Origin of the sequence: Streptomyces sp. NPDC049813 (assembly GCF_044465085.1) — a bacterium.
In the GTDB taxonomy this organism is placed as follows: Bacteria; Actinomycetota; Actinomycetes; order Streptomycetales; family Streptomycetaceae; genus Streptomyces.
On the sequence record NZ_JBITLI010000001.1, the window covers coordinates 691,884 to 716,851 of the forward strand.

At 73.9% G+C, this 24,968-nt stretch carries 24 protein-coding genes; 15 read left to right on the forward strand and 9 right to left on the reverse strand.

Annotation, left to right across the window (positions count from 1 at the left end):
* Nucleotides 1-141 precede the first annotated feature (141 nt).
* Together ACIBW6_RS03060 and ACIBW6_RS03065 are read left to right on the forward strand one after the other, a co-directional pair.
* Entirely contained in the window at nt 142-567 is a 426-nt protein-coding gene (locus ACIBW6_RS03060; protein ID WP_399055921.1) for a hypothetical protein, read from the forward strand.
* A gap of 92 nt (nt 568-659) precedes the next feature.
* On the forward strand, nt 660-1,163 hold the full coding sequence (locus tag ACIBW6_RS03065) for a DUF5709 domain-containing protein (protein ID WP_399055923.1): 504 nt from the start codon (nt 660-662) through the stop codon (nt 1,161-1,163).
* A 100-nt stretch (nt 1,164-1,263) separates the two neighbouring features.
* Here the strand turns inward: ACIBW6_RS03065 and ACIBW6_RS03070 are convergent, their stop codons facing one another.
* Nucleotides 1,264-1,464, reverse strand: a complete 201-nt coding sequence (locus ACIBW6_RS03070) for a hypothetical protein (RefSeq protein WP_399055925.1) — start codon at nt 1,462-1,464, stop codon at nt 1,264-1,266.
* A gap of 113 nt (nt 1,465-1,577) precedes the next feature.
* Here ACIBW6_RS03070 and ACIBW6_RS03075 point away from each other — a divergent pair, with 113 nt between their 5' ends.
* Together ACIBW6_RS03075 and ACIBW6_RS03080 are read left to right on the forward strand one after the other, a co-directional pair.
* A complete protein-coding gene (locus ACIBW6_RS03075) occupies nt 1,578-2,372 on the forward strand; it encodes an SDR family NAD(P)-dependent oxidoreductase (protein WP_399055927.1) in 795 nt (264 codons plus the stop codon).
* A gap of 66 nt (nt 2,373-2,438) precedes the next feature.
* Nucleotides 2,439-2,747 carry a YkvA family protein gene (locus ACIBW6_RS03080; RefSeq protein ID WP_399055929.1) on the forward strand — a complete coding sequence of 103 codons (309 nt, stop codon included), beginning with the start codon at nt 2,439-2,441 and terminating at the stop codon, nt 2,745-2,747.
* A 56-nt stretch (nt 2,748-2,803) separates the two neighbouring features.
* Here the strand turns inward: ACIBW6_RS03080 and ACIBW6_RS03085 are convergent, their stop codons facing one another.
* Complete coding sequence (locus ACIBW6_RS03085; protein ID WP_399055931.1) at nt 2,804-3,976, reverse strand: mandelate racemase/muconate lactonizing enzyme family protein; 1,173 nt, start codon at nt 3,974-3,976, stop codon at nt 2,804-2,806.
* A gap of 144 nt (nt 3,977-4,120) precedes the next feature.
* On the opposite strand from ACIBW6_RS03085, the gene ACIBW6_RS03090 reads away from it, so the two are divergent.
* Nucleotides 4,121-4,996 carry a LysR substrate-binding domain-containing protein gene (locus ACIBW6_RS03090; RefSeq protein WP_399055933.1) on the forward strand — a complete coding sequence of 292 codons (876 nt, stop codon included), beginning with the start codon at nt 4,121-4,123 and terminating at the stop codon, nt 4,994-4,996.
* A gap of 120 nt (nt 4,997-5,116) precedes the next feature.
* A complete protein-coding gene (locus ACIBW6_RS03095) occupies nt 5,117-6,178 on the forward strand; it encodes a PP2C family protein-serine/threonine phosphatase (RefSeq protein ID WP_399055935.1) in 1,062 nt (353 codons plus the stop codon).
* A gap of 10 nt (nt 6,179-6,188) precedes the next feature.
* Here ACIBW6_RS03095 and ACIBW6_RS03100 read toward each other — a convergent pair whose 3' ends face one another.
* Nucleotides 6,189-6,758, reverse strand: a complete 570-nt coding sequence (locus ACIBW6_RS03100) for a DinB family protein (protein WP_399055937.1) — start codon at nt 6,756-6,758, stop codon at nt 6,189-6,191.
* 88 nt (nt 6,759-6,846) lie between these two features.
* Here ACIBW6_RS03100 and glsA point away from each other — a divergent pair, with 88 nt between their 5' ends.
* From glsA to ACIBW6_RS03120, 4 genes are all read left to right on the forward strand, one after another.
* Entirely contained in the window at nt 6,847-8,640 is a 1,794-nt protein-coding gene (gene glsA, locus ACIBW6_RS03105) for a glutaminase A (RefSeq protein WP_399055939.1), read from the forward strand.
* A gap of 43 nt (nt 8,641-8,683) precedes the next feature.
* On the forward strand, nt 8,684-8,950 hold the full coding sequence (locus ACIBW6_RS03110; protein ID WP_399055941.1) for a hypothetical protein: 267 nt from the start codon (nt 8,684-8,686) through the stop codon (nt 8,948-8,950).
* Between the two features lie 99 nt (nt 8,951-9,049).
* Nucleotides 9,050-10,276: a 4-hydroxybenzoate 3-monooxygenase gene (locus tag ACIBW6_RS03115; RefSeq protein WP_399055943.1), complete on the forward strand. Its 1,227-nt coding sequence runs from the start codon at nt 9,050-9,052 to the stop codon at nt 10,274-10,276.
* A gap of 37 nt (nt 10,277-10,313) precedes the next feature.
* Nucleotides 10,314-10,784: an SRPBCC domain-containing protein gene (locus ACIBW6_RS03120; RefSeq protein ID WP_399055945.1), complete on the forward strand. Its 471-nt coding sequence runs from the start codon at nt 10,314-10,316 to the stop codon at nt 10,782-10,784.
* A gap of 200 nt (nt 10,785-10,984) precedes the next feature.
* Here ACIBW6_RS03120 and ACIBW6_RS03125 read toward each other — a convergent pair whose 3' ends face one another.
* Genes ACIBW6_RS03125 through ACIBW6_RS03140 form a run of 4 tightly spaced genes read right to left on the reverse strand, consistent with a single transcriptional unit; the run spans nt 10,985 to nt 16,510 of the window.
* A complete protein-coding gene (locus ACIBW6_RS03125) occupies nt 10,985-13,393 on the reverse strand; it encodes a glycoside hydrolase family 3 N-terminal domain-containing protein (protein WP_399055947.1) in 2,409 nt (802 codons plus the stop codon).
* Nucleotides 13,394-13,401: 8 nt separating this feature from the next.
* Nucleotides 13,402-14,250: a carbohydrate ABC transporter permease gene (locus ACIBW6_RS03130; RefSeq protein WP_399055949.1), complete on the reverse strand. Its 849-nt coding sequence runs from the start codon at nt 14,248-14,250 to the stop codon at nt 13,402-13,404.
* Nucleotides 14,247-15,209 (reverse strand): carbohydrate ABC transporter permease, encoded by a 963-nt coding sequence (locus ACIBW6_RS03135; RefSeq protein WP_399055951.1) that lies wholly within the window; start codon nt 15,207-15,209, stop codon nt 14,247-14,249. The genes ACIBW6_RS03130 and ACIBW6_RS03135 overlap by 4 nt, the downstream gene beginning before the upstream one ends.
* Nucleotides 15,206-16,510 carry an ABC transporter substrate-binding protein gene (locus ACIBW6_RS03140; protein WP_399055953.1) on the reverse strand — a complete coding sequence of 435 codons (1,305 nt, stop codon included), beginning with the start codon at nt 16,508-16,510 and terminating at the stop codon, nt 15,206-15,208. The genes ACIBW6_RS03135 and ACIBW6_RS03140 overlap by 4 nt, the downstream gene beginning before the upstream one ends.
* A 139-nt stretch (nt 16,511-16,649) precedes the next feature.
* Here ACIBW6_RS03140 and ACIBW6_RS03145 point away from each other — a divergent pair, with 139 nt between their 5' ends.
* The 5 genes from ACIBW6_RS03145 to ACIBW6_RS03165 all read left to right on the forward strand — a co-directional run bounded on the left by ACIBW6_RS03145 (nt 16,650) and on the right by ACIBW6_RS03165 (nt 22,481).
* Entirely contained in the window at nt 16,650-17,678 is a 1,029-nt protein-coding gene (locus tag ACIBW6_RS03145) for a LacI family DNA-binding transcriptional regulator (RefSeq protein WP_399055955.1), read from the forward strand.
* 296 nt (nt 17,679-17,974) lie between these two features.
* Nucleotides 17,975-19,588, forward strand: a complete 1,614-nt coding sequence (locus ACIBW6_RS03150) for a phosphodiester glycosidase family protein (RefSeq protein WP_399055957.1) — start codon at nt 17,975-17,977, stop codon at nt 19,586-19,588.
* 99 nt (nt 19,589-19,687) lie between these two features.
* Nucleotides 19,688-20,680, forward strand: coding sequence for an alpha/beta hydrolase (locus tag ACIBW6_RS03155; RefSeq protein WP_399055960.1), 993 nt, complete (start codon nt 19,688-19,690; stop codon nt 20,678-20,680).
* 95 nt (nt 20,681-20,775) lie between these two features.
* Nucleotides 20,776-21,411 carry an RNA polymerase sigma factor gene (locus ACIBW6_RS03160; RefSeq protein ID WP_399055962.1) on the forward strand — a complete coding sequence of 212 codons (636 nt, stop codon included), beginning with the start codon at nt 20,776-20,778 and terminating at the stop codon, nt 21,409-21,411.
* Nucleotides 21,408-22,481 carry a CU044_5270 family protein gene (locus ACIBW6_RS03165; RefSeq protein WP_399055964.1) on the forward strand — a complete coding sequence of 358 codons (1,074 nt, stop codon included), beginning with the start codon at nt 21,408-21,410 and terminating at the stop codon, nt 22,479-22,481. The genes ACIBW6_RS03160 and ACIBW6_RS03165 overlap by 4 nt, the downstream gene beginning before the upstream one ends.
* Nucleotides 22,482-22,517: 36 nt before the next feature.
* Here ACIBW6_RS03165 and ACIBW6_RS03170 read toward each other — a convergent pair whose 3' ends face one another.
* Nucleotides 22,518-23,876 (reverse strand): DEAD/DEAH box helicase, encoded by a 1,359-nt coding sequence (locus ACIBW6_RS03170; RefSeq protein ID WP_399055966.1) that lies wholly within the window; start codon nt 23,874-23,876, stop codon nt 22,518-22,520.
* A 107-nt stretch (nt 23,877-23,983) separates the two neighbouring features.
* Complete coding sequence (meaB, locus tag ACIBW6_RS03175) at nt 23,984-24,964, reverse strand: methylmalonyl Co-A mutase-associated GTPase MeaB (RefSeq protein WP_399055968.1); 981 nt, start codon at nt 24,962-24,964, stop codon at nt 23,984-23,986.
* Nucleotides 24,965-24,968: the final 4 nt, after the last annotated feature.

The following is a 24,968-nucleotide window of genomic DNA, read 5'->3' on the forward strand; positions in this document are numbered from 1 at the left end:
CCTGCGCCGGGCACCCTCCACGATCCGGTGCTGCGCGGCGGGGCCGAGCGCGGGCGGGGCCACGACGGCGGCCGCGTCGAGATCGGCGGCGCGTCCCCCTTCATGAGCCTGTCAATGACGCGCGCGTGAAAAGATCGCCGGATGTCGATCGAATACCTGCGCTACCAATCGGCCACGCCCGACGCCCAAGGCCACTACAAGGGCCTGTTCGGCCTGGTGAACAACCTCGGGCGCGGCGGACGGCTCAGCGCGGAGCAGGAGCGGTTCCGGCGGGAGAACAACGCCTGGTACGACCGGGCCTACACCGACCCGTCCACCGTGGACCCGGCGGTCTACGACCCCGCGGTCAACCCGGGCGCCACGGCCTGGTTCAAACCGTCCGCCACGCACCTGTTCGAGCGCATCGGCGGCTACCTGGAGATCCTCGACGCCCACGGGGTCCGCTGGACGCGGGCTGCCTCCGCCGATCCCGGCCGGGTGGTCTACGAGGACGACGTCCAGATCGTCGTCGTGCCGCACGGCGTGCCCACCGCGCCGACCGTGATTGCGCGGGACGGAAACGGATAAGGAGCCGACATGCGTGACCTGCCGCAGGCTGGTTACGTGACGGGGGCGGGGGCTGTGTACGCACGGGGGAGAAGGAGACGAGGTGACGCGGGATGACCGACGGCAACGACGAGACGCTCATGGGCGACGAGGTCTACCAGCCGGGTGAGCCGGAGGCGCGCGACGACGAGGGCGCGCTGGAGGCGGAGGACACCCTGAGCGACCGCGGTGTCGACCCGCACGACGAGGGATGGTCGCCGCCCGAGCGTCCGCTCGGCGTCGAGCACACCGGCACCACCGCGGCGGAGCAGCGCGAGGGCGAGAGCCTGGATGAACGGCTCGCCGAGGAGCGGCCGGACCCGGTGGTCGACGCGTACGAGGTGCTGGAGTCGGGCGAGGAGGAGGGCGACGGCGTCGGCGACCTGCGCGACGGCGAGGGCGAACCGCTCGACGACGAGGTCGGCGACGAGCGCGCCGGCCGCCTCCTGGCACCGGACGAGGGCGCCCACGAGGACGCCGAGAAGGACATGCTGGCCGAGGACGTGGGGATCGACGGCGGCGCGGCGTCGGCCGAGGAGGCCGCCGTCCACGTGGTCGAGGACGACGACCGGCTCTGACGCGGACACCTGGTCGAGGACGACGCCGTGCACGCGGGCGCGGACGACGACCGGCACGACCGGCTCCGACGGCGCGCCCGGACCCGTCAGGACCGGCCGGTCAGTGTCCCTGCGCGGTCGCCGTCAGCATCAGCGCGACCGAGGCGAACGCCGCCAGCAGGGCCACCACCGGCGGCCCGGGCGCGACCTCGTCGGTCGTGCACTGCCGGGCGGTGATGCCGATGCAGACCACACTGAGCCCGCCCAGGGCCATCGCGACGATGACGAGCACGACGTCGACCTCCTCGAAATCGGGTTGCACCCCCCTGACCGCCCCGGCCGGTCCACATCCTCGCGCCCCGCGCGGTGCGGCGCGCGCGGAGACCGGCCGCCGGCGTGGCAGCGTCGGCACCCTGCCGAGAAAGGACACGGAACATGCGGATCGATCTGACGGGGCGCACCGCGCTGGTGACCGGCTCCACCCAGGGCATCGGCGCGGCGATCGCGACCGGACTCGCCCGGGCGGGAGCCCGGGTCGGCGTCAACGGGCGTTCGGCCGAACGGGTGGAGGAGAGCATCGCGGCGCTGTCAGCACAGGCCCCCGGCGCCGACCTGGTGCCGGTCGTCGCGGACGTCACCACGGAGAACGGCGCGCGCCGCGTGGCCGAGGCGCTCCCGCAGGCGGACATCCTCGTCAACAACCTCGGGATCTTCGGCTCCGCCGAACCGCTGGAGATCACCGACGACGAGTGGCGGCGCTACTTCGAGGTGAACGTCCTCGCGGGCGTCCGGCTCACCCGGCAGTTCCTGCCGGGCATGATGGAGCGCGGCTGGGGCCGGATCCAGTTCATCGCCAGCGACTCGGCCGTCGTGGTGCCCGCGGAGATGATCCACTACGGCATGTCCAAGACGGCCCTGCTCTCGGTGAGCCGCGGCTTCGCCAAGCGGGCGGCGGGCACGGGCGTCACCGTGAACTCGGTGCTCGCCGGGCCCACCCACACCGGCGGCGTCGAGGATTTCGTCTACGAACTCGTGGACCGGGAGCTGCCCTGGGACGAGGCGCAGCGCGCGTTCATGAAGGAGCACCGGCCGCAGTCGCTGCTCCAGCGCCTGATCGAGCCGGAGGAGATCGCCAACATGGTCGTCTACCTCAACTCCGACCAGGCTTCCGCGACCACGGGAGGTGCGGTGCGGGTCGACGGCGGGTACGTGGACTCCATCCTGCCGTGAGCGCGGGTGCCCGAACCGGGACCCGGCAAGGCGGACTGGCGGACAGGGGGACAGAGGTGACGACTGATGGATGAGCGGACCTGGTTCGTCCTTGCGGCGGTGGCGGCCGTCGTCATGCTGGTGGCCGCCGGATACCTCCTCGTACGCGTCTTCCAGGCGCGCAAGCTGCTCGTCGACGCGGGCATCCCGCTGCGGAGCAAGGCGCTGTTCTGGGTCGCCGTGATCTACACGGTCTCCCCGGTCGACCTGCTGCCCGACCCGATCTACCTGGACGACATCGGGATCCTGCTGGTCGCGCTGAAGTCGCTGCACTCCGCGGCGCGGGCGGTCGCCCCGGCGCGCGGTCCGGCGAAGACGGAGGCCACGGCCGACTGACCGTCGCGGCCCCGGCCCCGACCGACCGTCGGGGCCGGGGCGCGGTGGCGGGCGCGTCAGGCGCGCCGGCCCGCCTCGTGCGTGGCCCGGGTCCAGGCGCGGGCCTGCTCGGTGAGGGTGACGCCGAGGCCGGGCCGGGCCGGGACGTGCATGCGGCCGTCGCTGATGGTCAGGCGCTCCTCGAAGAGCGGCTCCAGCCAGTCGAAGTGCTCCACCCACGGCTCGATCGGGTAAGCGGCGGCCAGGTGGAGGTGGATCTCCATGGCGAAGTGCGGGGCCAGCTGGAGGTGGTGGTGCTCGGCGAGCGCCGCCAGCTTGAGGAACTGCGTGATGCCGCCGATGCGCGGCGCGTCGGGCTGCACGATGTCCGCGGCGCCGAGCCGGATGAGCTCGTAGTGCTCGGCGACGGACGCCAGCATCTCGCCGGTCGCGACCGGGGTGTCCAGCGAGGCCGCGAGCGCCGCGTGCCCCTGAGCGTCGTACGCGTCGAGCGGCTCCTCGATCCAGCCGAGGCCGAACTCCTCCAGGGCGCGGCCCATCCGCTGGGCGGTGGGCCGGTCCCACTGCTGGTTCGCGTCGACCATCAACGGCACGTCGTCGCCGATGTGTTCGCGCACGGCGGCCAGCCGGCGCAGGTCCTGCCGGCCGTCCGGGTGCCCCACCTTGATCTTGATGCCGCCGATGCCGTGGGCGAGCGAGGCCGTGGCGTTGTCCAGGACCTGCTCGGTGGGGGTGTGCAGGAAGCCGCCGGAGGTGTTGTAGCAGCGCACCGAGTCGCGGTGGGCGCCCAGGAGTTTGGCGAGCGGCAGCCCGGCCCGCTTGGCCTTCAGGTCCCACAGGGCGATGTCGAACGCGGCGATCGCCTGGGTGGCGACACCGCTGCGGCCCACGGAGGCGCCGGCCCACACGAGTTTGGTCCACAGCCGCCCGATGTCGCTGGGGTCCTCGCCGATCAGGTCGTCGGCGATCTCCCGGGCGTGGGCGAACTGGGCCGGGCCGCCGGCCCGCTTGGAGTAGCTGAAGCCGATGCCCGTGTGCCCCTGCGCGGTCTCGACCTCCACGAACAGGAAGGCGACTTCGGTCATCGGCTTCTGCCGGCCGGTGAGCACCTTGGCGTCGCTGATCGGCGTGGCCAGCGGCAACGCGACCGAGGAGAGCTTGATCCAGGCGATCGAGTCGAGGGTGGCCTCGCCGCGGAGACCGGCGACAGGGGCGGCAGTGTGCTTCATGGTCACCACTTCGTGTTGCTGGGAGGTGCGGGGTGCCCTCGCCGCTGACGGGGCGGGTCCGCCGTGGGTGACCTTGACGCTAAGGTCGGCAATTGATCCACGTCAAACACTGTTTTTGGATGCGCTGATACCCGGAGGGCATCGTTGTTCACGCTCGCCCAGCTCGTGAGTTTTGTGGCCGTCGCCGAAGAGCTGCACTTCACCAGGGCCGCCGAGCGGCTGCGGATGACGCAGCCGCCGCTGAGCCGGCAGATCCAGCTGTTGGAGCACGAGTTGGGCGTGCAGCTCCTCGACCGCACCAACCGCACGGTCCGGCTCACCCCGGCCGGCCGCACCTTCCTCAACGAGGCGCGCACCATCCTGCGCCAGACCGAGGCCGCCACCCTGGCCGCGCAGCAGGTCTCCACCGGCGAGGCCGGGGCCATCGCCGTCGGCTACACCGCGGCCGGCGCCTACTCCGCGCTCGGCACCCTGCTGGACGTCGCCCGCTCCGTGATGCCCCGCACCGAGATCGTGCTGCGCGAGAAGGTCACCCGTGACCAGCTCGAAGCCATCGCCGACGGCTCCCTGGACCTCGGCATGATCCGGCCCTCCACTACCGGCCCGGACCTCGTGACCCGGCCCGCCATCCAGGAAGGCCTGCTGGCCGCCGTGCCGCTGGACCATCCGCTCGCCGCGGGCGAAGGGCCGCTGCGGATGCGCGAGTTCGACGGGCAGGACGTGCTCATGTACTCGCCGGTCGAGGCGCGGTACTTCCACGAACTGCTGGTCAGCATCTTCCGCACGGCGCAGATCACCCCCCGGCTCACCCAGTACCTCAGCCAGGTGCACAGCCTGCTCGCCATGGTCAACGCCGGCTGGGGCATCGCCTTCGTCCCGGAGGCGGCCGCGCAGATGCGCTTCTCCGGCATCACGTTCCGCACGCTCGACCTGCCCGAACCGACCCCGGTGGAGCTGTATCTCGCCTGGCGCAGGACCAACGACAACCCGGCCCTGCACGCCCTGCTCCAGCACCTGTGAGCACTGCGATCGGATAACGACATCGGTCACCTCTCCTGAGGCCCCAGGAGAACACGCATACGCTCAGGAACCGACGGGGCCGGCGGAGCCGACTGACGAGACGTCCGGGCGGGGGAGCCGATGAGCGGGACGACGGGCCGTGACGGGCGGGTGCTGCCCGTCCTGCCGTACGGCGTGATGGCGCTCGTGGTCGCCTTCGAACCGGCCACGCCCTCCGGGTTCGGCCTGATGCCCCTGCTGTCGCTCGGCCCGGCCTTCGCGGGCCTCGTCGGCACCAAGCGGCGCACCGCCCGCATCGGCGCCCTCGCCGTCCTGCTCTGCCTGCTGCTCGCGGCCTGCGACGGCGCACTGGGCACCCGCCGCGTCTACATCGCCGGAGCCAGCGTCGTCGGCGTCACCGCGGCGGGCCTGCTGGCGGTCGCCTCACGCGAGCGCCGCGACGCCGAACTGGCCAGCGTCCGCTCCATCGCGGAGGTCGCGCAGCGGGTGCTGCTGCGGCCGGTGCCGCGCGTCGCGGGCGAACTGCGCGTCGCCGTCTCCTACACCTCCGCCGTGGCGCAGGCACGCATCGGCGGCGACCTGTACGAGGTCGTGGTGGCCGACGGCAGCACCCGGGCCGTCATCGGCGACGTCCAGGGCAAGGGCCTGGAGGCCGTGGAGACCGCCGCGCTCGTCCTCGGCGCCTTCCGCGAGGCCGCCCACGACGAACCCGAACTGGCCGGGCTCGGCCGCAGGCTGGCACGCGCCGTCGACCGGGAGCTGACCGGAGAGCGGTTCGTCAGCGCGCTGCTGGTCGAGGTGCCCGCGGGCGGCCGCGCCGTCACGTTCCTAAACTTCGGGCACCCCGCGCCGCTGATCGTGCGCGCCGACGGCAGCACGCTCCTCCCGGAGCCGCCCGCGTACGCGCTGCCGCTCGGTCTGAGCATGTACGGCGGCGACACGCCCGTCCCGTACACCGTGCCGTTCGCGCCCGGCGACCAGATCCTGCTGTACACGGACGGGGTCAGCGAGGCCAGGGACGGGGCCGGCGACTTCTATCCGCTGCCGGAGCGCGTGGCGCTGCTCAAGGACCCCGACCCGCAGGCGGCCATCGAGCGGCTCCGCACGGACCTCGTCGACCACGCCGCGGGCCCGCTGCACGACGACGCCGCGATGCTCCTGCTGCGCCACCGCGAGCCGTAGCGGACACGGTCTAGGGACGAAACCGCTCGGCCACGCGCTGGAGCCGCTCGCGGTACTCCTGCCACCACGCCGGATCGTGCGAGGGCAGGCTGTCGTTGTCCGCGCGCCAGCCCGCCGCGCCGTCCAGGCCCTCCCGCAGGATGTCGGCGTGGCCCGCGTGCCGCTGCGTGTCGCCGAGCACCCGGACCAGGACGTGGTGGAGCGTCACCGTGCCGCGCTCCGGCGGCCACCACGGCACCGTGCCCGCCGTGTCCAGGGCGAGGTCGCGGACCGAGGCGTCGGTGTGGGTCCAGGCCCGGCGGTACCGCTCCACGATCAGCTCGCGCGTCTCATCGGCGGTGGCGTACGAGTCCTCCTCCGGATCGCCCTGCGGCACGTCGTGCGGGCGGCCGAAGGTGTCGCAGAGATAGCCGAGCTCCACCGCCGTCACATGCTTGACGAGCCCCAGCAGATTCGTGCCGGTCGGCGTCAGCGGACGGCGCACGTCGTACTCCGACAGCCCTTCCAGCTTCCACAGCAGGGCGTCGCGGGCCTGCTGCAGGTAAAGGAGCAGATCCTGCTTCTGTTCGCTCTCACTCATGGCGCGAGTCTGCCCCGGACGCCCGGTACGGCCAAAGGGCAGGGCGCCAGCGGGTGCACCCCGGTCCCCGATGGGTTTCGATGGCCGGGTGCGACACACGCGGCAAGACCCCCCGGCCGACCCCCTCACCGCCCTCCTCGACGGGGTGCGCAGGCGGCTGCGCGACCTCGACGACGGCGAGCCCGCCTCGTACATCCCCGAGCTGAGCCGCGTCGACCCCACCCTCTTCGGACTCTCCCTGTGCGCCCTGGACGGGCAGGTCTACGGCAGCGGCGACACCACGACACCGTTCACGGTGCAGTCGGTCTCCAAACCGTTCGTCTTCGCCCTCGCGCTCGCCGACCGGGGCCTTGAGGAGGTCCTCGCGCGGGTCGGCGCCGAACCCAGCGGCGAGGCCTTCAACTCCATCCGGCTCGAACCCGGCACCGGCCGCCCGCCCAACCCCATGGTCAACGCCGGGGCCATCGTGACCAGTTCCCTCGTCGCGGGCGAGACCCCCGCCGCCCGCTCCGCGCGCATCCTCGACGGCCTCGGCGCCTTCGCCGGGCGCCCCCTCACCGTCGACACCGCGGTCTACGCCTCCGAGTGCGCCACCGGCGACCGCAACCGCGCCCTCGCCTACCTCATGCACAACGCGGGCTCGCTCACCGGCGACGTGGAGGAGCAGCTCGCCGTCTACTTCCGGCAGTGCTCCACCCTCGTCACCTGCGACGACCTCGCCGTGATGCACGCGACCCTGGCAGGCGGCGGCGTCAACCCGGTCACCGGCACGCGCGTCGTCGCCCCGCGCCACGCCCAGCACGTCCTCGCCGTCATGGCGACCTGCGGCATGTACGACGCGTCGGGACAGTGGATGCTCAAGGTCGGCATGCCCGCCAAGAGCGGCGTCTCCGGGGCGATCGGCGTCGCCCTGCCCGGCCAGTTCGGCATCGGCGTCTTCAGCCCGCCGCTGGAGGAGAAGGGCAACAGCGTGCGCGGCCTCGCCGCCTGCCACCTCCTCTCCGACCAGTTCGGGCTGCACCTGATGCGCGCCGTGGACCCGCAGCGCCGCCCGCTGCCCCCGCGCTCCCTGCACGGCACCCCGCTGCGCTCCCTGCGCCACCGCCCCCGCGCCCAGCGCGCCGCCCTGGAACACCACCCCGACCGCATCCGCGTCCACGTGCTCCAGGGCGACCTGGACTTCGCGACCGCCGAGCAGACCCTGCGCGTCGCCCACGAACTGGCGCCGGAGACCAGCTGGTTCGTCCTCGACCTCACCCGCGTCGGCCGCGTCGAGCCCGTCGCCGCCGACCTGCTGCGGGCCCTCGGCGCGGACCTGCGCGGGCGCGGCGCCCGCATGGTGCTCGCCGACCCGGACGCGCGGCAGGCGATGAGCCGCCCCGCGGACGAGTTCCCCGACCTCGGCCGCGCCCTGGAGGCCTGCGAGGACGACCTCCTCACCGCGCTCGGCCTCGACCCGGACGCCCCGGTCCCGCTGGCCGCCTGCGACCTGTTCGGCCGCGCCGACGAACGGCTGCGGCCGGCCCTCGCCGAGGCCTTCGACACCCTGCACCTGGCCGCGGGGGAGAGCGTGGCGCCCCCGGCCGCCGGGCTCGGCGACCGCATCGTCCTGTGGTACGTCGAGTCGGGCCGCCTCGCCGTCTGCGCCGACGCCGCCGGCACGGTCTCACCGCTGCGGACCTGGTCGGCGGGGCCCGGCGCCGCCCTCACCCCCGCCGACTTCCCCGGCCGGCTCGCCCGGCAGGTCCTCGCCGAACGGGACACCGCCTGCCGCACCCTCACCGCCGCGGGCCTCGTCCGCATGCGGGAGCGCGTACCGGACGCGGTGGCGTTCCTGGAGCGGGCACCGCTGGAGGGCGCGGAGACCGTCGACCGGCCCTGACCGTCCCGGTCGGTTGTCAGTGGCGGCTGCGAGGGTGGACGCCATGGACGAGCAGGAGTTCATGCGAGGCAGGGTGTACGGCGCGGACCACGAGGACGCGGGTCCGCGGCCCGGCCGTGCCTACGCGCAGTTGGTGGGCGGCCCCCTGGACGGGCTGCTCCTGGACGTCACGGACCGGCCGGCCCAGGAGGCGCGCGCCGTCCTCGCGCTCCGCACCGAACTGGGCGCGTTCGGTCCGGGCGGCCGTGCGCTGTACGGGCCGGCCGACGCCGGTGGACGCAGACTCGGCTGGCAGGGGGACGCGCCCTGACCCGCCCTGACCGCAGGAGGCGGATCCGCACCGGCAGACCTCCCCGGCCTGACGGCGCCCCGCCCCCACTCCGCCGGGCCGCCTCGCCATAATGACCGCGTGACCTCCCCTCAGCACCCCGGCTCCCGCCCCGCGTCCCGCATACCCGTCGTGATCGTCGGAGCCGGTCCGGCCGGCCTCACCGTGGGCAACGTCCTGCGGGCCGCCGGGATCGACTGCCTGGTCCTGGAGAGCGAGACCCGCGCGTTCATCGAGACGCGGCCGCGCGCCGGGGTCATCGAGGAGTGGGCGGTGCGCGGCCTCGAACAGCGTGGTCTCGCGGCGAACCTGCTGGCGCGCGCCGACCGCCACACCGCGTGCGCCTTCCGCTCCGAAGGCGAACAACACCGCTTCCCCTACACGCAACTGACCGGGCGTCACCACTTCGTGTACCCGCAGCCGCTGCTCGTCACGGACCTGGTGCGCGAGTACGCCGACGTACGCGGGGGCGCCGTCCGGTTCGCCGTCCGGGACGTGCGCCTGCACGACGTGGACACGGACCGGCCGTCCGTCTCCTACGTCTGCCCGGAGACCGGGGCACGCCAGGTCGTGCACTGCGACTACATCGCGGGGTGCGACGGGGCGCGCGGCGCCAGCCGCGCCGCGCTCCCCGCCGACCGGGTCCGCGTCGCCCGGCACGACTACGGCATCGGCTGGCTGGCCCTGCTCGCCGAGGCGCCGCCCTCCGCGGACTGCGTCCTGTTCGGCCTGCACCCCGACGGGTTCGCCGGACAGATGCCCCGCAGCCCCGAGGTCACCCGCTACTACCTCCAGTGCCCGCCCGGCGACGACCCGGAGAACTGGCCCCACGACCGGGTCTGGGAGCAGTTGCAGCGGCGCCTCGCGGTGACCGGCGCCCCGCCCCTGACGCAGGGCCCGCTCATCGAGAAGCGGGTCCTCGACATGCACGACTACGTGGTCGAACCGATGCGGCACGGCCGCCTGTTCCTGGCCGGCGACGCCGCGCACCTCGTCGCCCCGATCGCCGCCAAGGGCATGAACCTCGCGCTGCACGACGCCTTCCTGCTCGCCGACGCCCTCACCGCCCTGGTCCGGCGGGACCCGGACGGCCCGCGCGCGGCGGACGCGTACTCCCAGGCCTGCCTGCGCCGCGTCTGGGACTACCAGGAGTTCTCCCAGTGGCTGTCGGAGGTCTACCACGGCTCGGCCACCGGCGATCCGTTCCGCGCGGGCACCACCCTCGCCCGGCTGCGCCGCCTGTTCACGTCACCGGTCGCCGCCGCCGCCTTCGCCGAGCAGTACCTCGGCACCGCCGACCGCTACTGACGCGCCGTCCGGGGAAGCAGCCGCTAGCGTGGCGCCCATGTACGAGACCCGGATGTCGAAGCATGTGCGTGCCTCGCCCGCCGCCGTCTACCGCGCCCTGCTGGACGCGGACGCGGTGCCCCGGTGGCGGGTGCCCGCCGGGATGCGGGCGCGGGTCCACGCCTTCGAGGCGCGCGAGGGCGGCAGATTCCGCGTCTCGCTCACGTACGACGCGCCCACGGGCACCGGCAAGTCGGGCCCGCACACCGACACGTACCAGGGCAGCTTCCTGCGGCTTGTCCCGGACGAGCTGGTCGTCGAGGAGCTCGCCTTCGAGACCGACGACCCGGCGATGCGCGGCACCATGACGTTCACCACCATGCTCACCCCGGCCGGCCGCGGCACCGACGTCCTGCTCGTCCACGCGGGGGTCCCGGACGCGGTCCCCGCCGCCGACAACGAGGCGGGCACCCGCATGGCCCTGACGAACCTGGCGCGCCTTGTGGAGGAGCGGGAACGCCCCTCCTGACCGGCCCGTGAGCGCGCCGGTCCGCGGCTTCGAAAACTTTCGAAGGCCCGGTCGGCGGACCGGGTGCCCGACCACCCCCCCACAGGCGGCCGGGCACCCCGCCCCGGCTCCGCCGGTCACCGGGCCCCGGAGCCGGCCACCCCCCACAGGTGGCGCGGCCCCGGACGCGGCCCGTGCCGGCGGCCGGGCCCCGCAGCCGGTCAGGCCCCCCGTTCGGGGCCGGGCCCGGAGCCGGGCAGGGGTTCCGCCGTGAGCCGCGCGTGCAGGCGGCGTCCGTGGTCCACCTCCCGGACCGCGCCGGTCAGGGTCACGTGCGCGGTCAGCAGCGGACGGGTGCTCGACGCGCTCAGCCGCAGCTCCAGCTCGCCGGGTTCGACGATCCGCCGGCCCGCGCGCCCGGTGAACGAGGCGAGGTCGGCCGGGACCCGCGCCCGGACCCGGACCGCCTCGCCCGGCGCCAGTTCGCCGAGGCGCAGATAGCCGACGAGCCGCTGGACCGGACGGACCACCGAGGCGACCGGATCGTGCAGGTAGAGCTGGACGGTCTCGGTGCCGGGCCGGGACCCGGTGTTGCGGACGGTGCAGGCGAGCGCGAACTCCCCTTCGGTGGACGCCACATGGTCGGCCACCTCCAGGTCGCTCCACTCGAACGCCGTGTACGTCAGGCCGTGGCCGAAGCCGAACGCCGGGCCGGGGTCGAGGTTCGACACCTCCGAGGCGTGTCCGAGGAGCGGCGCGAGATACGTGGCGGGCTGTGCCCCGGCCTGCCGGGGCACCCCGATGGGCAGCCGGCCGGACGGGCTCACCCGGCCGCTGAGGATCCCGGCCAGCGCCCGCGTGCCCTCCTCGCCGGGGAAGAACGTCTGCACGACGGCGGCGGCTTCGCCCACCGCCCGGCCCAGGACGTAGGGGCGGCCCGCGAGCAGCGTCACCACGACGGGTGTGCCGGTCTCCAGAAGGGCGTCCAGCAACTCCTGCTGGGCGCCGGGCAGGTCGAGCGAGGCGACGTCGCACCCCTCGCCGCTGGTGCCGCGGCCGAACAGGCCGGCCCGGTCGCCGAGCGCCGCGACGACCACGTCCGCCCCGCGGGCCAGTTCGACGGCGGCGGCGAACCCCTCGCCGCGCTCCGCGTCGACGGCGTCGAGCCCGCGCGCGGTGACGACCTCGCCCGCGGCGAACTCCGCCGCCACCGCCTCGTACAGCGTGGGCAGTTCGATGCCGAGCGGCGCCCCGGGCGTCCGGCCGCCGACGTGCACGGGGAAGGAGTAGCAGCCGAGCACGGCGGTGGGCACGTCCGCGAGCGGGCCGATGACGGCCACGCGAACCGGCGCGTCCGGGGCGAGCGGGAGCGTGCCGTCGTTGGCCAGGAGGACCACTGATTCCTCGGCGACGCGGCGGGCCAGGTCGCGGTTGCCCGCCGGGTCCAGGTCGACCGTGCCCCTGGCCCGTTCGACCGCGGTGCCGGCGAGCGCGGCGGGCACCGGGTCCCAGTCCGGGTCGAGGAGGCCGCACGCGGCCTTCTGGGCGAGGACGCGGCGGGCGGCGCGGTCCACCAGGTCCTCCGGCACGAGCCCGTCGGCGATCGCCTTGCGCAGCGGCTCACCGAACGTCTTCACGGTCGGCAGCTCCACGTCGACGCCGGCCGCGAGGGCGACGCCCGCGGCCTCCCCGGGCGAACCGGCCACCCCGTGCAGGGCCTGGAGGAACGCGATGCCGAAGTAGTCGGCGACGACCGTGCCGGTGAAGCCCCAGGTGTCGCGGAGCAGACCGGTCAGCAGCCGCTCGTCGGCGGCGGACGGGACGCCGTCGGTGTCGGTGTAGGCGTGCATCACGGACCGGACGCCGCTCTCGCGCACCGCCATCTCGAACGGCGCGAGCACGACGTCCGCGAACTCGCGCGGTCCCATGGAGACCGGCGCGAGGTTGCGGCCCGCGCGGGACGCGGAGTATCCGGCGAAGTGCTTCAGCGTGGCGACGATCCCCGCTGACTCCAGGCCCTGGACGTAGGCGGTGGCGACGGTGCCGACGAGGTAGGGGTCCTCGCCGATGGTCTCCTCGACCCGGCCCCAGCGCGCGTCGCGGACCACGTCCAGGACCGGGGCGAGGCCCTGGTGCACGCCGACGGCGCGCAGGTCGCGGCCGATCGCGGCGGCCATCTCGCGGACCAGGGCGGGATCGAAGGTGGCGCCCCAGGCCAGCGGCACCGGGTAGGCGGTGGCTCCCCAGGCGGCGAACCCGGCCAGGCACTCCTCGTGCGCGAGGGCGGGGATACCGAAGCGGCCCGCCGCCACGATGCGCCACTGGGTCCGCGCGAGGGACAGGGCGCCGAGCGCCGGGTCGACGGGCGCGGTCCCGAAGGGCCGGGTCAGCTGGCCGAGCCCCTGCGGGAGCAGCTCGTCGAGGTCGACGGCCTCCTCCATGTCGTGCTGGTGCGGGGCGACGTCGCCGCCCTCCGCCGAGGCCCCGACCCAGACGCCGAAGAGCTGGGCGATCTTCTCCTCCAGCGTCATCGCGGCGAGCAGGGCGTCGGCCCGGTCCGCGGGGGCGGCGCCGGGATCGCGCCAGAGCGGGGCGGGGCGGGCGTCGGGTGCTCGGTCCGCTCGGGACATGTGCTCGGTCACTTTCCTCCGACTCCCATCAGCCCCTGGACCAGGGCACGACGGGCGAACAGGTAGACGATCAGGATGGGGAGCATGGACAGCACGACCGCGGAGAGCAGGCCGGGGATGTCGACGCCGTGTTCGGTCTGGAAGTCGTAGAGCCCCATGGTGATGACCTTGGAGTCCGCGGACTGGGTGAGGACCAGCGGGAAGAGGAAGCCGTTCCACGCCTGGAGCGCGGAGTACACGGTGATCGTGGAGACGCCGCTGCGGGAGAGCGGCAGCACCAGCCGGAAGAAGATCCGCCAGGGCGAGGCGCCGTCCATCACCATCGCCTCGTACAGCTCGGGCGTGATGTCCCGCATGGCCCCGGTCAGGATGAGGGTGCACACGGGCATGGCGAAGGCGGCCGTCGGCAGGATGACGCCGATCAGGTGGTCGTAGAGACCCGCCTCGCTGATCACGTAGAACATCGGCACGATGACGGCCTGCGCGGGGATCGCGAGGCCCAGCAGGAAGAGCCGGAACACCCCGCCCGTGAGCCGGCCGGTGCCGCGCACGATGGCGTACGCGAGCGGCGGCACGAGCAGCAGGACGATGCCGACCACGCAGACCGTGACGATCAGGGTGTTGAGGAAGTACTGGCCGAAGCCGCTGTTGAAGTTGTTGACGTAGTTGTCGAGCGTGACGTGCCGGGGCAGCGAGAACGGCCCGTTGGCGCCGTAGTCGGAGCGCGACTGGAACGTGGCCACCAGCATCACGTACAGCGGCAGGCCGACCAGGAACAGCCAGACCAGCGAGCCGAGCCCGGCGAGGTGGTTGGGGCGTTCGCGGCGGCGGCCCGCCGTCGCCCTGGGGGTCGTCACAGGCCCTCCATCTGGCTGCGCATCTTGTCGTAGCCGGACAGCCGCACCATGACGAGCGAGACGACCGTGGCGACCAGGACCAGGAGGAGACCGACCGCGGAGGCCGATCCGTAGTCGAAGCTCTTGAACGCCTTCTGGTACATGTAGTACGCGCTGATGGTGGTGTCCGTGCCGGGCCCGCCCTGGGTGAGGATGAGCACCGTGTCGAACGTGGTGAGGCCGCCGACCACCATCAGGATTCCCGAGGTGATGATGCTGTTGCGCAGCTGCGGCAGCGTGATGTGGAAGAACTGGCGCACGGTGCCCGCCCCGTCGATCTGCGCCGCCTGGTAGAGCACCGGCGGCACGGCGCGGGCGGCGCCCTGGTAGATCAGCGTGTGCAGCGGCGTGAACTGCCAGGTGCTGACGAAGACCAGGACGCCGATGGCCGTGGCCTGGTGGCCGAAGAGGTTGCCGTCGCCGAAGAGCCAGGTGGCCCGGGCCGGTACGCCGAAGTTCGGGTCGAGGACGGCCCGCCACAGGACGGAGACGGCGGCGGCCGACAGCAGCAGCGGCACGAAGTAGATCGCGGACAGCACCGCCCGGTTGCGCTGGTGCCCGGCGGCCCAGACCCCCAGGAGCAGGCTGAGCGGGGTCTGCACGGCCACCCCGAGGACGGTCAGCAGGACGCTCAGCCACAGGCTCTGGAGCATCACCGGATCGGCGAAGATCCGGCGCCAGTTGTCCAGGCCGACGAACTCCGGGTCCGTCAGGCCGTTCCAGCTGGCGAAGGAGAGCACGGCGACCAGGATCAGCGGGACGAGGGCGAACAGGGCGAAGAAGACCGCGGCGGGGACGGCCCAGCCGACGCCCGGGCGGCCCACCCCTGCGGCCTGGCCGCGGCGGCCGGGCTCGGGGACGGCGGAGGTGCGCGGACGCCTGCCGGTCGTGCGCCGGCCGGTCAGGAGGTCACCGGTCATGACGTGGGCAGCGCCTGCATCGCCTTGACGAAACCGTCCTCGTCCAGCTGTCCGTTGAAGAACTGCTGGATCGCCTGGTACATGGAGGTCGCCGCGGACTGCGGGTAGGCCTGGTCCCACGACAGCTGGAACGACGGCGCCTTCTTCACCAGGTCGTACTGGAACTTCGCGTAGGCGGGGCTCACGGCCTCGTCGAGGTGGTCGGCCGTGTTCGTCGTCGTCGGCAGGTTGCCGATGCCCAGGTGCGCCTTCACGAACGTGTCCGAGTACTGCATCTTGAGGAACTCCGCGACGGCGTCCGGGTACTCCGTCTTCTTCAGCACGGAGTAGAAGTTGTTGGTGTTGCCGACGAGGTCGCCCGCCGCGCCCTTGCCGCCCTCGACCGTCGGGAAGGAGGTGTACCCGAAGTCCTTCTTGGCGAAGTCGGGGTGCGCCTCCTGCTGCGTCGAGTACTCCCAGGACCCCATCAGCTCGAAGCCGGCCTTGCCGGTGGCGAGCAGCGTGGGCGAGCCCTGGTCGGTGAACTTCACGGAGTCGTAGTTGGAGCCGAACGCCCCGGCGTCGACCAGCTCCCGGATCATGCCGAGCGCCTTCTTGCTGTCGGCGCTCGCCCAGACGTCCTTGTCGCCCTTGACGGCCTGCTGGAAGAGTTCGGGGCCGGCGATCCGGTCGTAGAGGTACTCGAACCACATGAGGGTCGGCCACCGGTCGCCGCCGCCGAGCGCGATCGGCGTGACGCCCTCGGACTTGAGTTTCTTGACGGCCGTGAGCAGCTCGTCCCAGGTGGCGGGCGGCTCGACGCCCGCCGCGTCGAGGACCTTCTTGTTGTGGAAGAGCAGCACCGGCTGGGTGCCGCGCATCGGTATGCCGTACGGCTTGCCGTCCACCTCGGCGCTGTTGAACACGGACGGCAGGAAGTTCGACTTCAGACCGGGGTCCTTGGCGATGAAGCCGTCGAGGGGGAGCAGCAGGCCCGCGTCGACGAACGGCTTGATGCTGCCGCCGCCCCAGTTGTAGAAGACGTCCGGGGCCTGCTTGCTGCTGATGATCGTCTGCAGCTTGGCCTGGTAGTCGGCGCCGGGGATGGTGTCCAGGACCGCCTTGACCTCCGACTTCTTGTTGAAGTCGGCGATCAGCTGCTTCTCCACCTTGTTCGCCGCGTCCCCGTAGACCAGGACGTGGATCTTCCCGTCGCCGCCGCCGGCCGAGTCGGAGTCCCCGCAGCCGGCGAGGGTGATCAGCAGGGCCAGCGCCGCTCCGCCGGCGGCGGCGGATCTCGGCAGCCGTGCGCGTAGAGTCATGGTGTCGCCTCTCGAAACTCTTTCGGTCCAGGTACCGAAAGTTCACACGTCGGGACGCTAGGTGTCGGTCATGGAGCGGTCAACCCCGCGTCCCCGAGTTACCAAAGCGTTACGAGGCGAGGGGACTTGGCGGTGGCTTATGCTCCTCGACATGCGAGATGACGAGGAGCTGGGCCGCATCACCCTGGCGCAGGTGGCCCAGGAGGCGGGGGTCTCCATTTCGACAGTTTCGAAAGTGCTCAACGGGCGCCAGGACGTCGCCGGGCAGACACGCGTGCGGGTGGAGCGCCTCCTGGAGGAGCACGCCTACCGGCGCACGACCCGGGCCGCCCGGGAGGCGCCCCTCATCGAGCTGGTCTTCCACGAGTTGGAGAGCGTCTGGGCGCTCGAACTCATCCGGGGCGTGGAGAAGGTGGCCAAGGCCCACCAGGCGAGCGTGGTGCTGACCGAGAGCGGCACGCGGCAGGCGCCGGGCCCCGAGTGGATCGAGGGCGTGCTGCAACGCAGGCCGCGCGGGGTGGTCCTGGTCTTCTCCGCCCTGCCCGCCGAGGTGAAGCAGCGGCTGCGCTCGCGGTCCATCCCCTTCGTCATCGTCGACCCGGCCGGGGACCCCGACCCGGACGTGCCCTCGGTCGGCTCGGCCAACTGGAACGGTGGCCTCGTCGCCACCCGGCACCTGATCGACCTGGGGCACCGGCGGATCGGCATCATCACCGGGCCCGGGGACATGCTCTGCTCCCTCGCCCGGCTCGACGGCTACCGGTCGGCCCTGAGCATGGCCGGACTCCCCGCCGACCCGGACCTCGTCCGGTACGGCGACTTCCACGTCGAGGGCGGCCGCGAGCGCGCGGTGGACCTGCTCGACCTGCCCGACCCGCCGACCGCGATCTTCGCGGGCAGCGACCTCCAGGCCCTCGGCACGCTGGAGGCGGCCCGGCTGCGCGGCCTGCGCGTCCCGCAGGACCTCTCCGTGGTCGGCTACGACGACGTCCCGCTCGCCCAGTGGTCGAGCCCCGCCCTCACGACGGTCCACCAGCCGCTGCGGCAGATGGCCGAGGAAGCGGTGCAGATGCTCATGCGGCTGCGGGTGCAGGAACCGGTGACGACCCGCCTGGAACTGGCGACGAGTCTGATCGTCCGGCAGAGCACGGCGCCTCCGGCGGGGTAGCCGGTGGCCCGGCCGGGCGGCGAGGGGCCGAGCGGCCGGGCCGTGCGGCGGGCCGCACCGGACCGGCGGGCCGGCGCGCGAGGGCTCGCGCGTCCGGGTCGGGGAGTCGTCCGGCGCGGCGAGGCCGGTTCCGTGGGCGAGGGGGCCGGTGGGAGGCGGGCCGCCCAGCAGTGCGCGGACGCCGGATGAATTACGTGTACATGCCTTGACTGGCGGTCGCGCCCCCACGCACCGTGGCGGGGTCCGGCGGCCCGCACCGCGGCCGCCGTCCGTCAGCGGTGACCCGTGGGGGGTTCGTGAACAGCAGACTGTCCGGGGTGGGCGCGGCACTGTCCGTCCTGTCCGTGCTCGTGGCCGGGACCGCCCCGGCCTCCCCGGCGCCGCGGCCGGCCGCCCGCCAGGGCCTGCCGCTCGGCGCCGCCGGCCTGACCGAGACCCGGACGACCCGCACCCTCCAGCCCGGCGTCACGCTCACCCGCATCGTGCGCGGCGCCGAGGCCCAGGCCCGCGACTGGACGGTCGAGGTCTCCGTCCCCGGCGGCGCCACCTCCCCGGACCCCGACGCGCCGCCGTCGGCGCTGAAGGACCGCGCCAGCGCCGACGAACTCGCCGCCCGCCTGCGCGCGACCGGCTTCGACGCCCGCGCCGAGGACGTCGTCACCCCCGCGACGGCGGACTTCGCCGGGGGCTCGCTCGGCTGGCGCGTCCGCGTCGGCCGGTTCGGCTCGCAGAGCGCGGCGGACGCCGAACGCGCCCGGCTCGGCGCCGCGGGACACGGCGCGTCCACCACCTACACCGGATGGGACGGGGACCCGGCGGACCGCGGGCCGTGGCGGATCGACGTGCTCACCGTCGACCCGCACCGGTTCCGCGGCACGCTCGCGGCGTCGTACGGTCCGGACCTGGAGAACCGGGAGACGACCAGCGCCCTCGCGGCCGCGGCCGGGGCGAGCGCCGGTGTCAACGCGGGCTTCTTCGTCCTCGATCCCAAGGCGGGCGCCCCCGGCGACCCCGCGGGCGTCGGCGTCTACGACGGCCGCCTGCTGAGCGAGCCCGTCGCCGGCCGCCCCGCCCTGGTCGTCCGGGGCTCCGCCCGCGGCACCCGGATCGACCGCTTCACCTGGCAGGGCCGGATCACCGGCGCCGGCCGCGCGCTCCCGCTGGACGGCGTCGACCGCGTCCCGGGACTGATCAGGAACTGCGGCGGCACCGCCGACGACACCCCCACCGCGCTGCCGCGGCACGACACGACCTGTACCGACGCCGACGAACTCATCGCCTTCACCCCGCAGTTCGGTGCCAGGACCCCGCAGGGCGACGGCCTCGAAGCCGTCCTCGACCGGCACGGCCGGGTGACCGCCCTGCGTTCGCCACGCGGCGGCACCCTGCCCCCGGGCGGCAGCTCCGTCCAGGCCACCGGCTCGGACGTCGCCCGGCTCACCGCCCTCGCGCGGCCCGGACGGCAACTGCACGTCCAGGGCGGCCTGAAGGACGGCTCCGGCCGCCCGGTCCCGACGGCCGGGACGAGCATCCTCAACGGCGGCCCCGAACTCGTCCGCGACGGGCGGCCCCACGTGACGCCCACGGCCGACGGCATGGTCCAGCCAGGCAACCCGAGCTTCTACTACGGCTGGGCGCACAAGCGCAATCCGCGCACGCTGGCCGGGGTGGACGCCGCCGGGCGGACCGTGCTCGTCACCGCCGACGGCCGCTCCACCGGGGCGCTCGGCCTGAGCATCCCGGAGAGCGCGCGGGTCGCCAGGGCGCTCGGACTGCGCGACGCGCTCAACCTCGACGGCGGCGGCTCGACCACGATGGTCGCCGACGGACAGGTGATCAACGATCCGTCCGACGCGGCCGGTGAACGTCCCGTCGGCGACGCCCTGTTGGTCCTCCCGGACCACCACTGACCCCAAGCCTCCCGCCCGACACCGGGCTCCCGACCGCCGAAGCCCGCGCCCGAAGCTCGTGACCCGCACCAGACACCCGAGCCCACCGAGGGAGCCGCCATGACCGCCGCCGCCCCGATCCGCCGCGCCAGACGCCTGCTGCTCGTGCTCGCCGCGCTGCTGTTCACCCTGGCGCCCCAGGCACCGGCCACGGCGGCGGGACCCCGGGGCGGCGCCGAGGTGGTCGCCACCACCCAGGTCGCCGACCGGCAACTGGACCTGTCCGTACGCTCACCCGCGCTCGGCGGGCGCACGGTCCGGGTCCGGCTGCTGACCCCGGACGGCTGGGACCCCCGGGACCACCGCAGGCACTGGCCGACCCTGTGGCTGCTGCACGGCTGCTGCGGCGACTACACCTCCTGGACCGCACGGACCGACGTCGCCGACCTCGCGAGCCTGCGCGACGTCCTCGTGGTCATGCCCGAGGCCGGCTGGAACGGCTGGTACAGCGACTGGTGGAACCACGGCGAGGGCGGCGACCCCGCCTGGGAGACCTTCCACACCGAGGAGTTGCGCCACCTCCTCGAACGCGACTGGGGAGCGGGCTCCCGGCGCGTGGTCGCGGGCCTGTCCATGGGCGGCCAGGGAGCACTGATGTACGCGGCCCGGCACCCCGGCATGTTCCGGGCCGCCGCGGCGTACTCCGGCTCCGTGCACCCGCTCCTGGACGAGGAGTCGGCCGCGCGCATCATGGGCTTCTTCGCGGGCCAGGGCGACGACCCCCTGCGCGTCTGGGGCGACCCCGTCGCCCAGCGCCGCATCTGGGCCGCCCACGACCCCTACCACCTGGCCCGGCGCCTCTCCTCGCTGCCCGTCTACCTCTCCTGCGGCGACGGCACCGCCGGCCCCCTCGACACTGCCGGCGCCGCCGACGCGCTCGAAGCCGACTTCGACCGCCAGAACCACGCCCTCGCCGCCGCCCTCCACCGCACCGGCGCCCGCCACCTGACCACCCACTTCTACGGGCCGGGCACCCACACCTGGGCCTACTGGCAGCGGGAACTGCACGCTTCCCTGCCCATGCTGCTGAGGGGGCTCGGCACGGGGCGCTGACCACCGACGGCCCAGTACGGTGGAGCCGGCGCGCAGGAGTGCGAGCATGGCGCAGATCACAGGAACTCCGCCGGGGCGGCGGAGAGGTCATCGGTGTGAGGGACTCAGAAAACGATCTGCGCAGGCGCGTACGCGCGGGTGAACGCGGTGCGTTCGCCGAGCTGTACGAGCAGTGCGCCGGCCCCGTCTACCGGCACGCCCTGTGGCTCACCGGCGACTGGTCGACAGCCGAAGACATCATGTCGGAGACGTTCCTGGCCGCCTGGCGGGCACGGGAGCGGCTGCACCCCGAGGAAGGCTCCCTGCGCCCGTGGCTGCTGGGCATCGCCACGCACAAGGCGGAGAACGCCCGGCGCGGAGTGCGCCGCCGCACGGCGTTCCTGGCCCGCCAGCGCCGGACCCCGGTGGTCGCGGACTTCGCCCCCGAGGTCGCGGGCCGCGTCGACGACGCCCGGCGCCTGGCCGCCGTCCAGCACTCCCTCGACCGGCTGCGGCGCCAGGAGCGCGAGGTCCTGACGCTGTGCGTGTGGTCGGGCCTCGACTACCAGCAGACCGCCGAGGCGCTCGGCATCCCCGTCGGCACCGTGCGCTCGCGGCTGTCGCGGGCCCGCGCGAAGCTCGCCCGGTTCGCCGACGAGGCGCAGAAGAATCCGGAACCCCGCCCGGCCCGCGGAGAGATGACAGGTGAAGCCGCACTCGCGGCCCTGCCCGTGAGGGAGGAAACGGCATGAACGACCAGCACGAGCGTTCCACCGCCCCGGCCGCGGACGCCGGGACGACGGACCGCGACGCCGACCTGGTGGAGCTCGCCCGGCTGCTGCCGGCGCCGGACTCCTGCGACCTCCCGCGCGCGCAGCACCTCCGGCACAAGGAACGACTGATGCAGCGCATCGACCACGACCAGACCGCCGCCCGCCCCCACCCCGCCCGGCGCCTGCTGCGCCCCGCACTCCTCGTGCCGGTGACGGCACTGGCGCTCGGCGGCCTGCTCACCGCTGGCGTCGTCGCCGCCCGCGACGACGCCCCCGCCACCGCGGCCACCCGCCAGGACGGCACCTCCGGCGCCTCGTCCGCCGCGGTCCTGCTGGACCGGATCTCCCTCGCCGCGAGCCGCGGCGACGCCTTCCAGGTGGCGGACGACCAGTTCGTCTACACCCGCGAGAAGGGCCGGGGGGCGGATCTGACCAGCGGCAAGGCGGTCGTCGGCCCCCTGGAGGAGCGTGAGACGTGGAGCGCGCAGCGGCCGGGGCCGCTCCACACGCTCGGGGTGACCAGGACCGACGGGGGCGAGCCGTCCGCCGTCAACGCCGAACTGGGCGACGACGGCGGCACCCCGGCCGGGCTCAGCCGCCCCACCTACCACTGGCTGGCGTCGCTGCCCACCGACCCCGGCAAGCTCCTCGCGTACCTGTACGACAAGACGCCCGAGTTCGCGGGCCAGGAACGCGACCAGGCGGTCTTCGAGCAGATCGGGTCCCTGGTCGGCGCGCTGATGCCGCCCGAGACGGGGGCCGCGCTCTACCGGGCGGCGGCCGAGATCCCCGGCGTCGGCGCGGCGCCGGCGGCGCACGACGCCATCGGCCGGCACGGGGTGGGGATCTCCCGTGACGACAAGACGTTCGGCACCCGCACCGAGTGGGTCTTCGACAAGAAGGACCTCACCTTCCTCGGCTCCCGCAGCTACCTGGTGAAGGACACGCGGTACGGCAAGGCGGGCACGCTCATGTCCAGCACGGCCGTGCTCGGCCACGCGGTGGTGGACAAGGCGGGCCGGGCGCCGGCGACCACACGGCAGAGCTGAGCGGCGGGCGCGGCGGCCGGGCGGGGACGCGCGGGCTCAGCGCCCGCGCCGCACCTGCGCCGCCTTGCGCGCCTCGGCCAGCTTGCGGGCCTCGCCGGACTTGCGGGACTTGCCGCGCGCGGTGTCCTTGCTGGTGCCGAGCCCCCGGAACGGCGCGTTGGTGTTCTTCGGCTTCTCCGCCGCGGGCGCGCTGTCGAGCGGCTTGCCCGACGGGGCCTTGGCGCCGGTGATCCGGCTCAGCTCCGCCTCGCCCGAGCGCACCTTGGTGACGGCCGCCTCGATGCCGGCCTCCGTCAGGACCTGGCCCAGCTCGCGGCGCTGACCCGACAGGACCAGCGTGACCACCCGGCCGGACTCCCCGGCCCGGGCGGTGCGGCCCGCGCGGTGCAGGTAGTCCTTGGCGTCGGTGGGCGGGTCGACGTTCACCACGAGGTCGAGGTCGTCGATGTGCAGGCCGCGGGCCGCGACGTTCGTCGCCACCAGCGCGGTGATCTGGCCGCCCTTGAACTGCGCGAGGGTGCGGGTGCGCTGCGGCTGTGACTTGCCGCTGTGCAGGGCCGCCGCGTGCACCCCGCCGGCCCGCAGGTGCCGGGTCAGCTGGTCCACGCCGTGCTTGGTGTCCAGGAAGAGCAGGACGCGGCCGTCCCGGGCGGCGATCTCCGTGGTCACCGCGTAGCGGTCGGGGCCGTGCACGACCAGGACGTGGTGGTCCATCGTCGTGACCGAGCTCGTCGACGGATCGGCGCTGTGCTCGACGGGGGAATGCAGGTAGCTGCCGACCAGGTGCTCGACGTCGCGGTCGAGGGTGGCCGAGAAGAGCATCCGCTGACCGTCGGCGTGCACCTGGTCGAGCGCCTCGGTGACCTGCGGCAGGAACCCCATGTCGCACATCTGGTCGGCCTCGTCGAGGACGGTGGTCCGTACGCGGTGCAGCCGGCACGCCTTGCGGTCGATCAGGTCGTGCAGCCGGCCGGGGGTGGCGACGACGACCTCGGCGCCCTCCCGCAGCGCGGCGACCTGTCGGCCGATCGACATACCGCCCACGACGGTGGCCGTCCGCAGCCCGAGCGCCCGCGCGTACGGCGCGAGCGCGTCGCCCACCTGCTGCGCCAGCTCCCGGGTCGGTACGAGGACCAGCGCGAGGGGCTGCTTGGACTCGGCGCGCCGCCCGGCCGTGCGCACGAGCAGCGGCAGGCCGAAGGCGAGGGTCTTGCCGGAGCCGGTGCGCCCGCGCCCGAGGACGTCGCGCCCGGCGAGCGCGTCGGGCAGCGTCGCCGCCTGGATCGGGAACGGCTCCCGCACCCCCTGCTCGGCGAGCGTGCGCAGCACCTCGGCCGGGAGGCCGAGGTCGGCGAAGGAGGTGGCGGGGGAGCCGTCGCGATCCGGGTGAGTCATGGAGAGCCTTCCGTGAGGGGGACGTACCGAGGAAGGCCCGACAGAGGTGACCGACCGATGAACCGGGACCGCCCAAACGGCTCAGATTAACACGGCCGGACCGGCCCTCAGCGGCCCCGGAAGGCGTCCAGGATGCGCTCGGCGGCCAGGGTCGCGGTGAGGTCGCCGGCCCGCACCTGCTCTTCGAGGCCGGGGGCGAGGGCACGGACCGACGGGTCGGCGCGCAGGCTGCCGAGCAGCTCGTCACGGACCATGGTCCAGGTCCAGTCGACCTGCTGGTCCCGGCGGCGCCCGGTGAGCCGCCCGGTGGAGTCGAGCAGCGCCCGGTGCTGTTCGAGCCGCTCCCAGACCGCGTCCAGGCCGGTCGACTCGCGCGCGCTGCAGCTGAGCACGGGCGGCGTCCAGAAGGCGTCCTTGCCGTGCATCAGGCGCAGCGCGCCCGCCAGTTCCCGTGCCGCGGCCCGGGCGTCGCGCTCGTGCGGCCCGTCCGCCTTGTTGACGCTGACCACGTCGGCCAGTTCCAGGACGCCCTTCTTGATGCCCTGCAACTGGTCGCCCGTGCGCGCCAGCGTCAGCAGCAGGAAGGAGTCGACCATGTTCGCGACCGCGGTCTCGGACTGACCGACGCCGACGGTCTCCACGAGCACCACGTCGTACCCGGCGGCCTCCATGACGACGATCGACTCGCGGGTGGCCTTGGCGACGCCCCCGAGCGTGCCCGCGGTGGGGGAGGGCCGCACGAAGGCCGCCGGGTCGACGGCGAGCCGCTCCATGCGCGTCTTGTCACCGAGGATCGACCCGCCGGTCCTGCTGGACGAGGGATCGACGGCGAGCACCGCGACCCGGTGCCCGAGCCCGGTGAGCATCGTGCCGAAGGCGTCGATGAACGTGGACTTGCCCACCCCGGGCACCCCGCTCACACCGATCCGCCGTGCCCGGCCGCTGTGCGGGAGCAGCTCGGTCAGCAACCGCTGCGCCAGGGCCCGGTGCTGGGGCCGGGTGGACTCGACGAGAGTGATGGCGCGGGCGACCAGCGCCCGCTTCCCGTCGAGGACACCTTTGACATACGTGTCGAGGTCGATGGCCATGGAC

What these genes read in the sequence shown, in the direction of transcription:
- ACIBW6_RS03060 (WP_399055921.1), top strand. Translation starts at nt 142, where the DNA reads ATGTCGATCGAATACCTGCGCTACCAATCGGCCACGCCCGACGCCCAA.
- ACIBW6_RS03065 (WP_399055923.1), top strand. Translation starts at nt 660, where the DNA reads ATGACCGACGGCAACGACGAGACGCTCATGGGCGACGAGGTCTACCAG.
- ACIBW6_RS03075 (WP_399055927.1), top strand. Translation starts at nt 1,578, where the DNA reads ATGCGGATCGATCTGACGGGGCGCACCGCGCTGGTGACCGGCTCCACC.
- ACIBW6_RS03080 (WP_399055929.1), top strand. Translation starts at nt 2,439, where the DNA reads ATGGATGAGCGGACCTGGTTCGTCCTTGCGGCGGTGGCGGCCGTCGTC.
- ACIBW6_RS03085 (WP_399055931.1), bottom strand. Translation starts at nt 3,976, where the DNA reads ATGAAGCACACTGCCGCCCCTGTCGCCGGTCTCCGCGGCGAGGCCACC.
- ACIBW6_RS03095 (WP_399055935.1), top strand. Translation starts at nt 5,117, where the DNA reads ATGAGCGGGACGACGGGCCGTGACGGGCGGGTGCTGCCCGTCCTGCCG.
- ACIBW6_RS03100 (WP_399055937.1), bottom strand. Translation starts at nt 6,758, where the DNA reads ATGAGTGAGAGCGAACAGAAGCAGGATCTGCTCCTTTACCTGCAGCAG.
- ACIBW6_RS03110 (WP_399055941.1), top strand. Translation starts at nt 8,684, where the DNA reads ATGGACGAGCAGGAGTTCATGCGAGGCAGGGTGTACGGCGCGGACCAC.
- ACIBW6_RS03120 (WP_399055945.1), top strand. Translation starts at nt 10,314, where the DNA reads ATGTACGAGACCCGGATGTCGAAGCATGTGCGTGCCTCGCCCGCCGCC.
- ACIBW6_RS03125 (WP_399055947.1), bottom strand. Translation starts at nt 13,393, where the DNA reads ATGTCCCGAGCGGACCGAGCACCCGACGCCCGCCCCGCCCCGCTCTGG.
- ACIBW6_RS03135 (WP_399055951.1), bottom strand. Translation starts at nt 15,209, where the DNA reads ATGACCGGTGACCTCCTGACCGGCCGGCGCACGACCGGCAGGCGTCCG.
- ACIBW6_RS03140 (WP_399055953.1), bottom strand. Translation starts at nt 16,510, where the DNA reads ATGACTCTACGCGCACGGCTGCCGAGATCCGCCGCCGCCGGCGGAGCG.
- ACIBW6_RS03145 (WP_399055955.1), top strand. Translation starts at nt 16,650, where the DNA reads ATGCTCCTCGACATGCGAGATGACGAGGAGCTGGGCCGCATCACCCTG.
- ACIBW6_RS03155 (WP_399055960.1), top strand. Translation starts at nt 19,688, where the DNA reads ATGACCGCCGCCGCCCCGATCCGCCGCGCCAGACGCCTGCTGCTCGTG.
- ACIBW6_RS03165 (WP_399055964.1), top strand. Translation starts at nt 21,408, where the DNA reads ATGAACGACCAGCACGAGCGTTCCACCGCCCCGGCCGCGGACGCCGGG.
- ACIBW6_RS03170 (WP_399055966.1), bottom strand. Translation starts at nt 23,876, where the DNA reads ATGACTCACCCGGATCGCGACGGCTCCCCCGCCACCTCCTTCGCCGAC.
- meaB (WP_399055968.1), bottom strand. Translation starts at nt 24,964, where the DNA reads ATGGCCATCGACCTCGACACGTATGTCAAAGGTGTCCTCGACGGGAAG.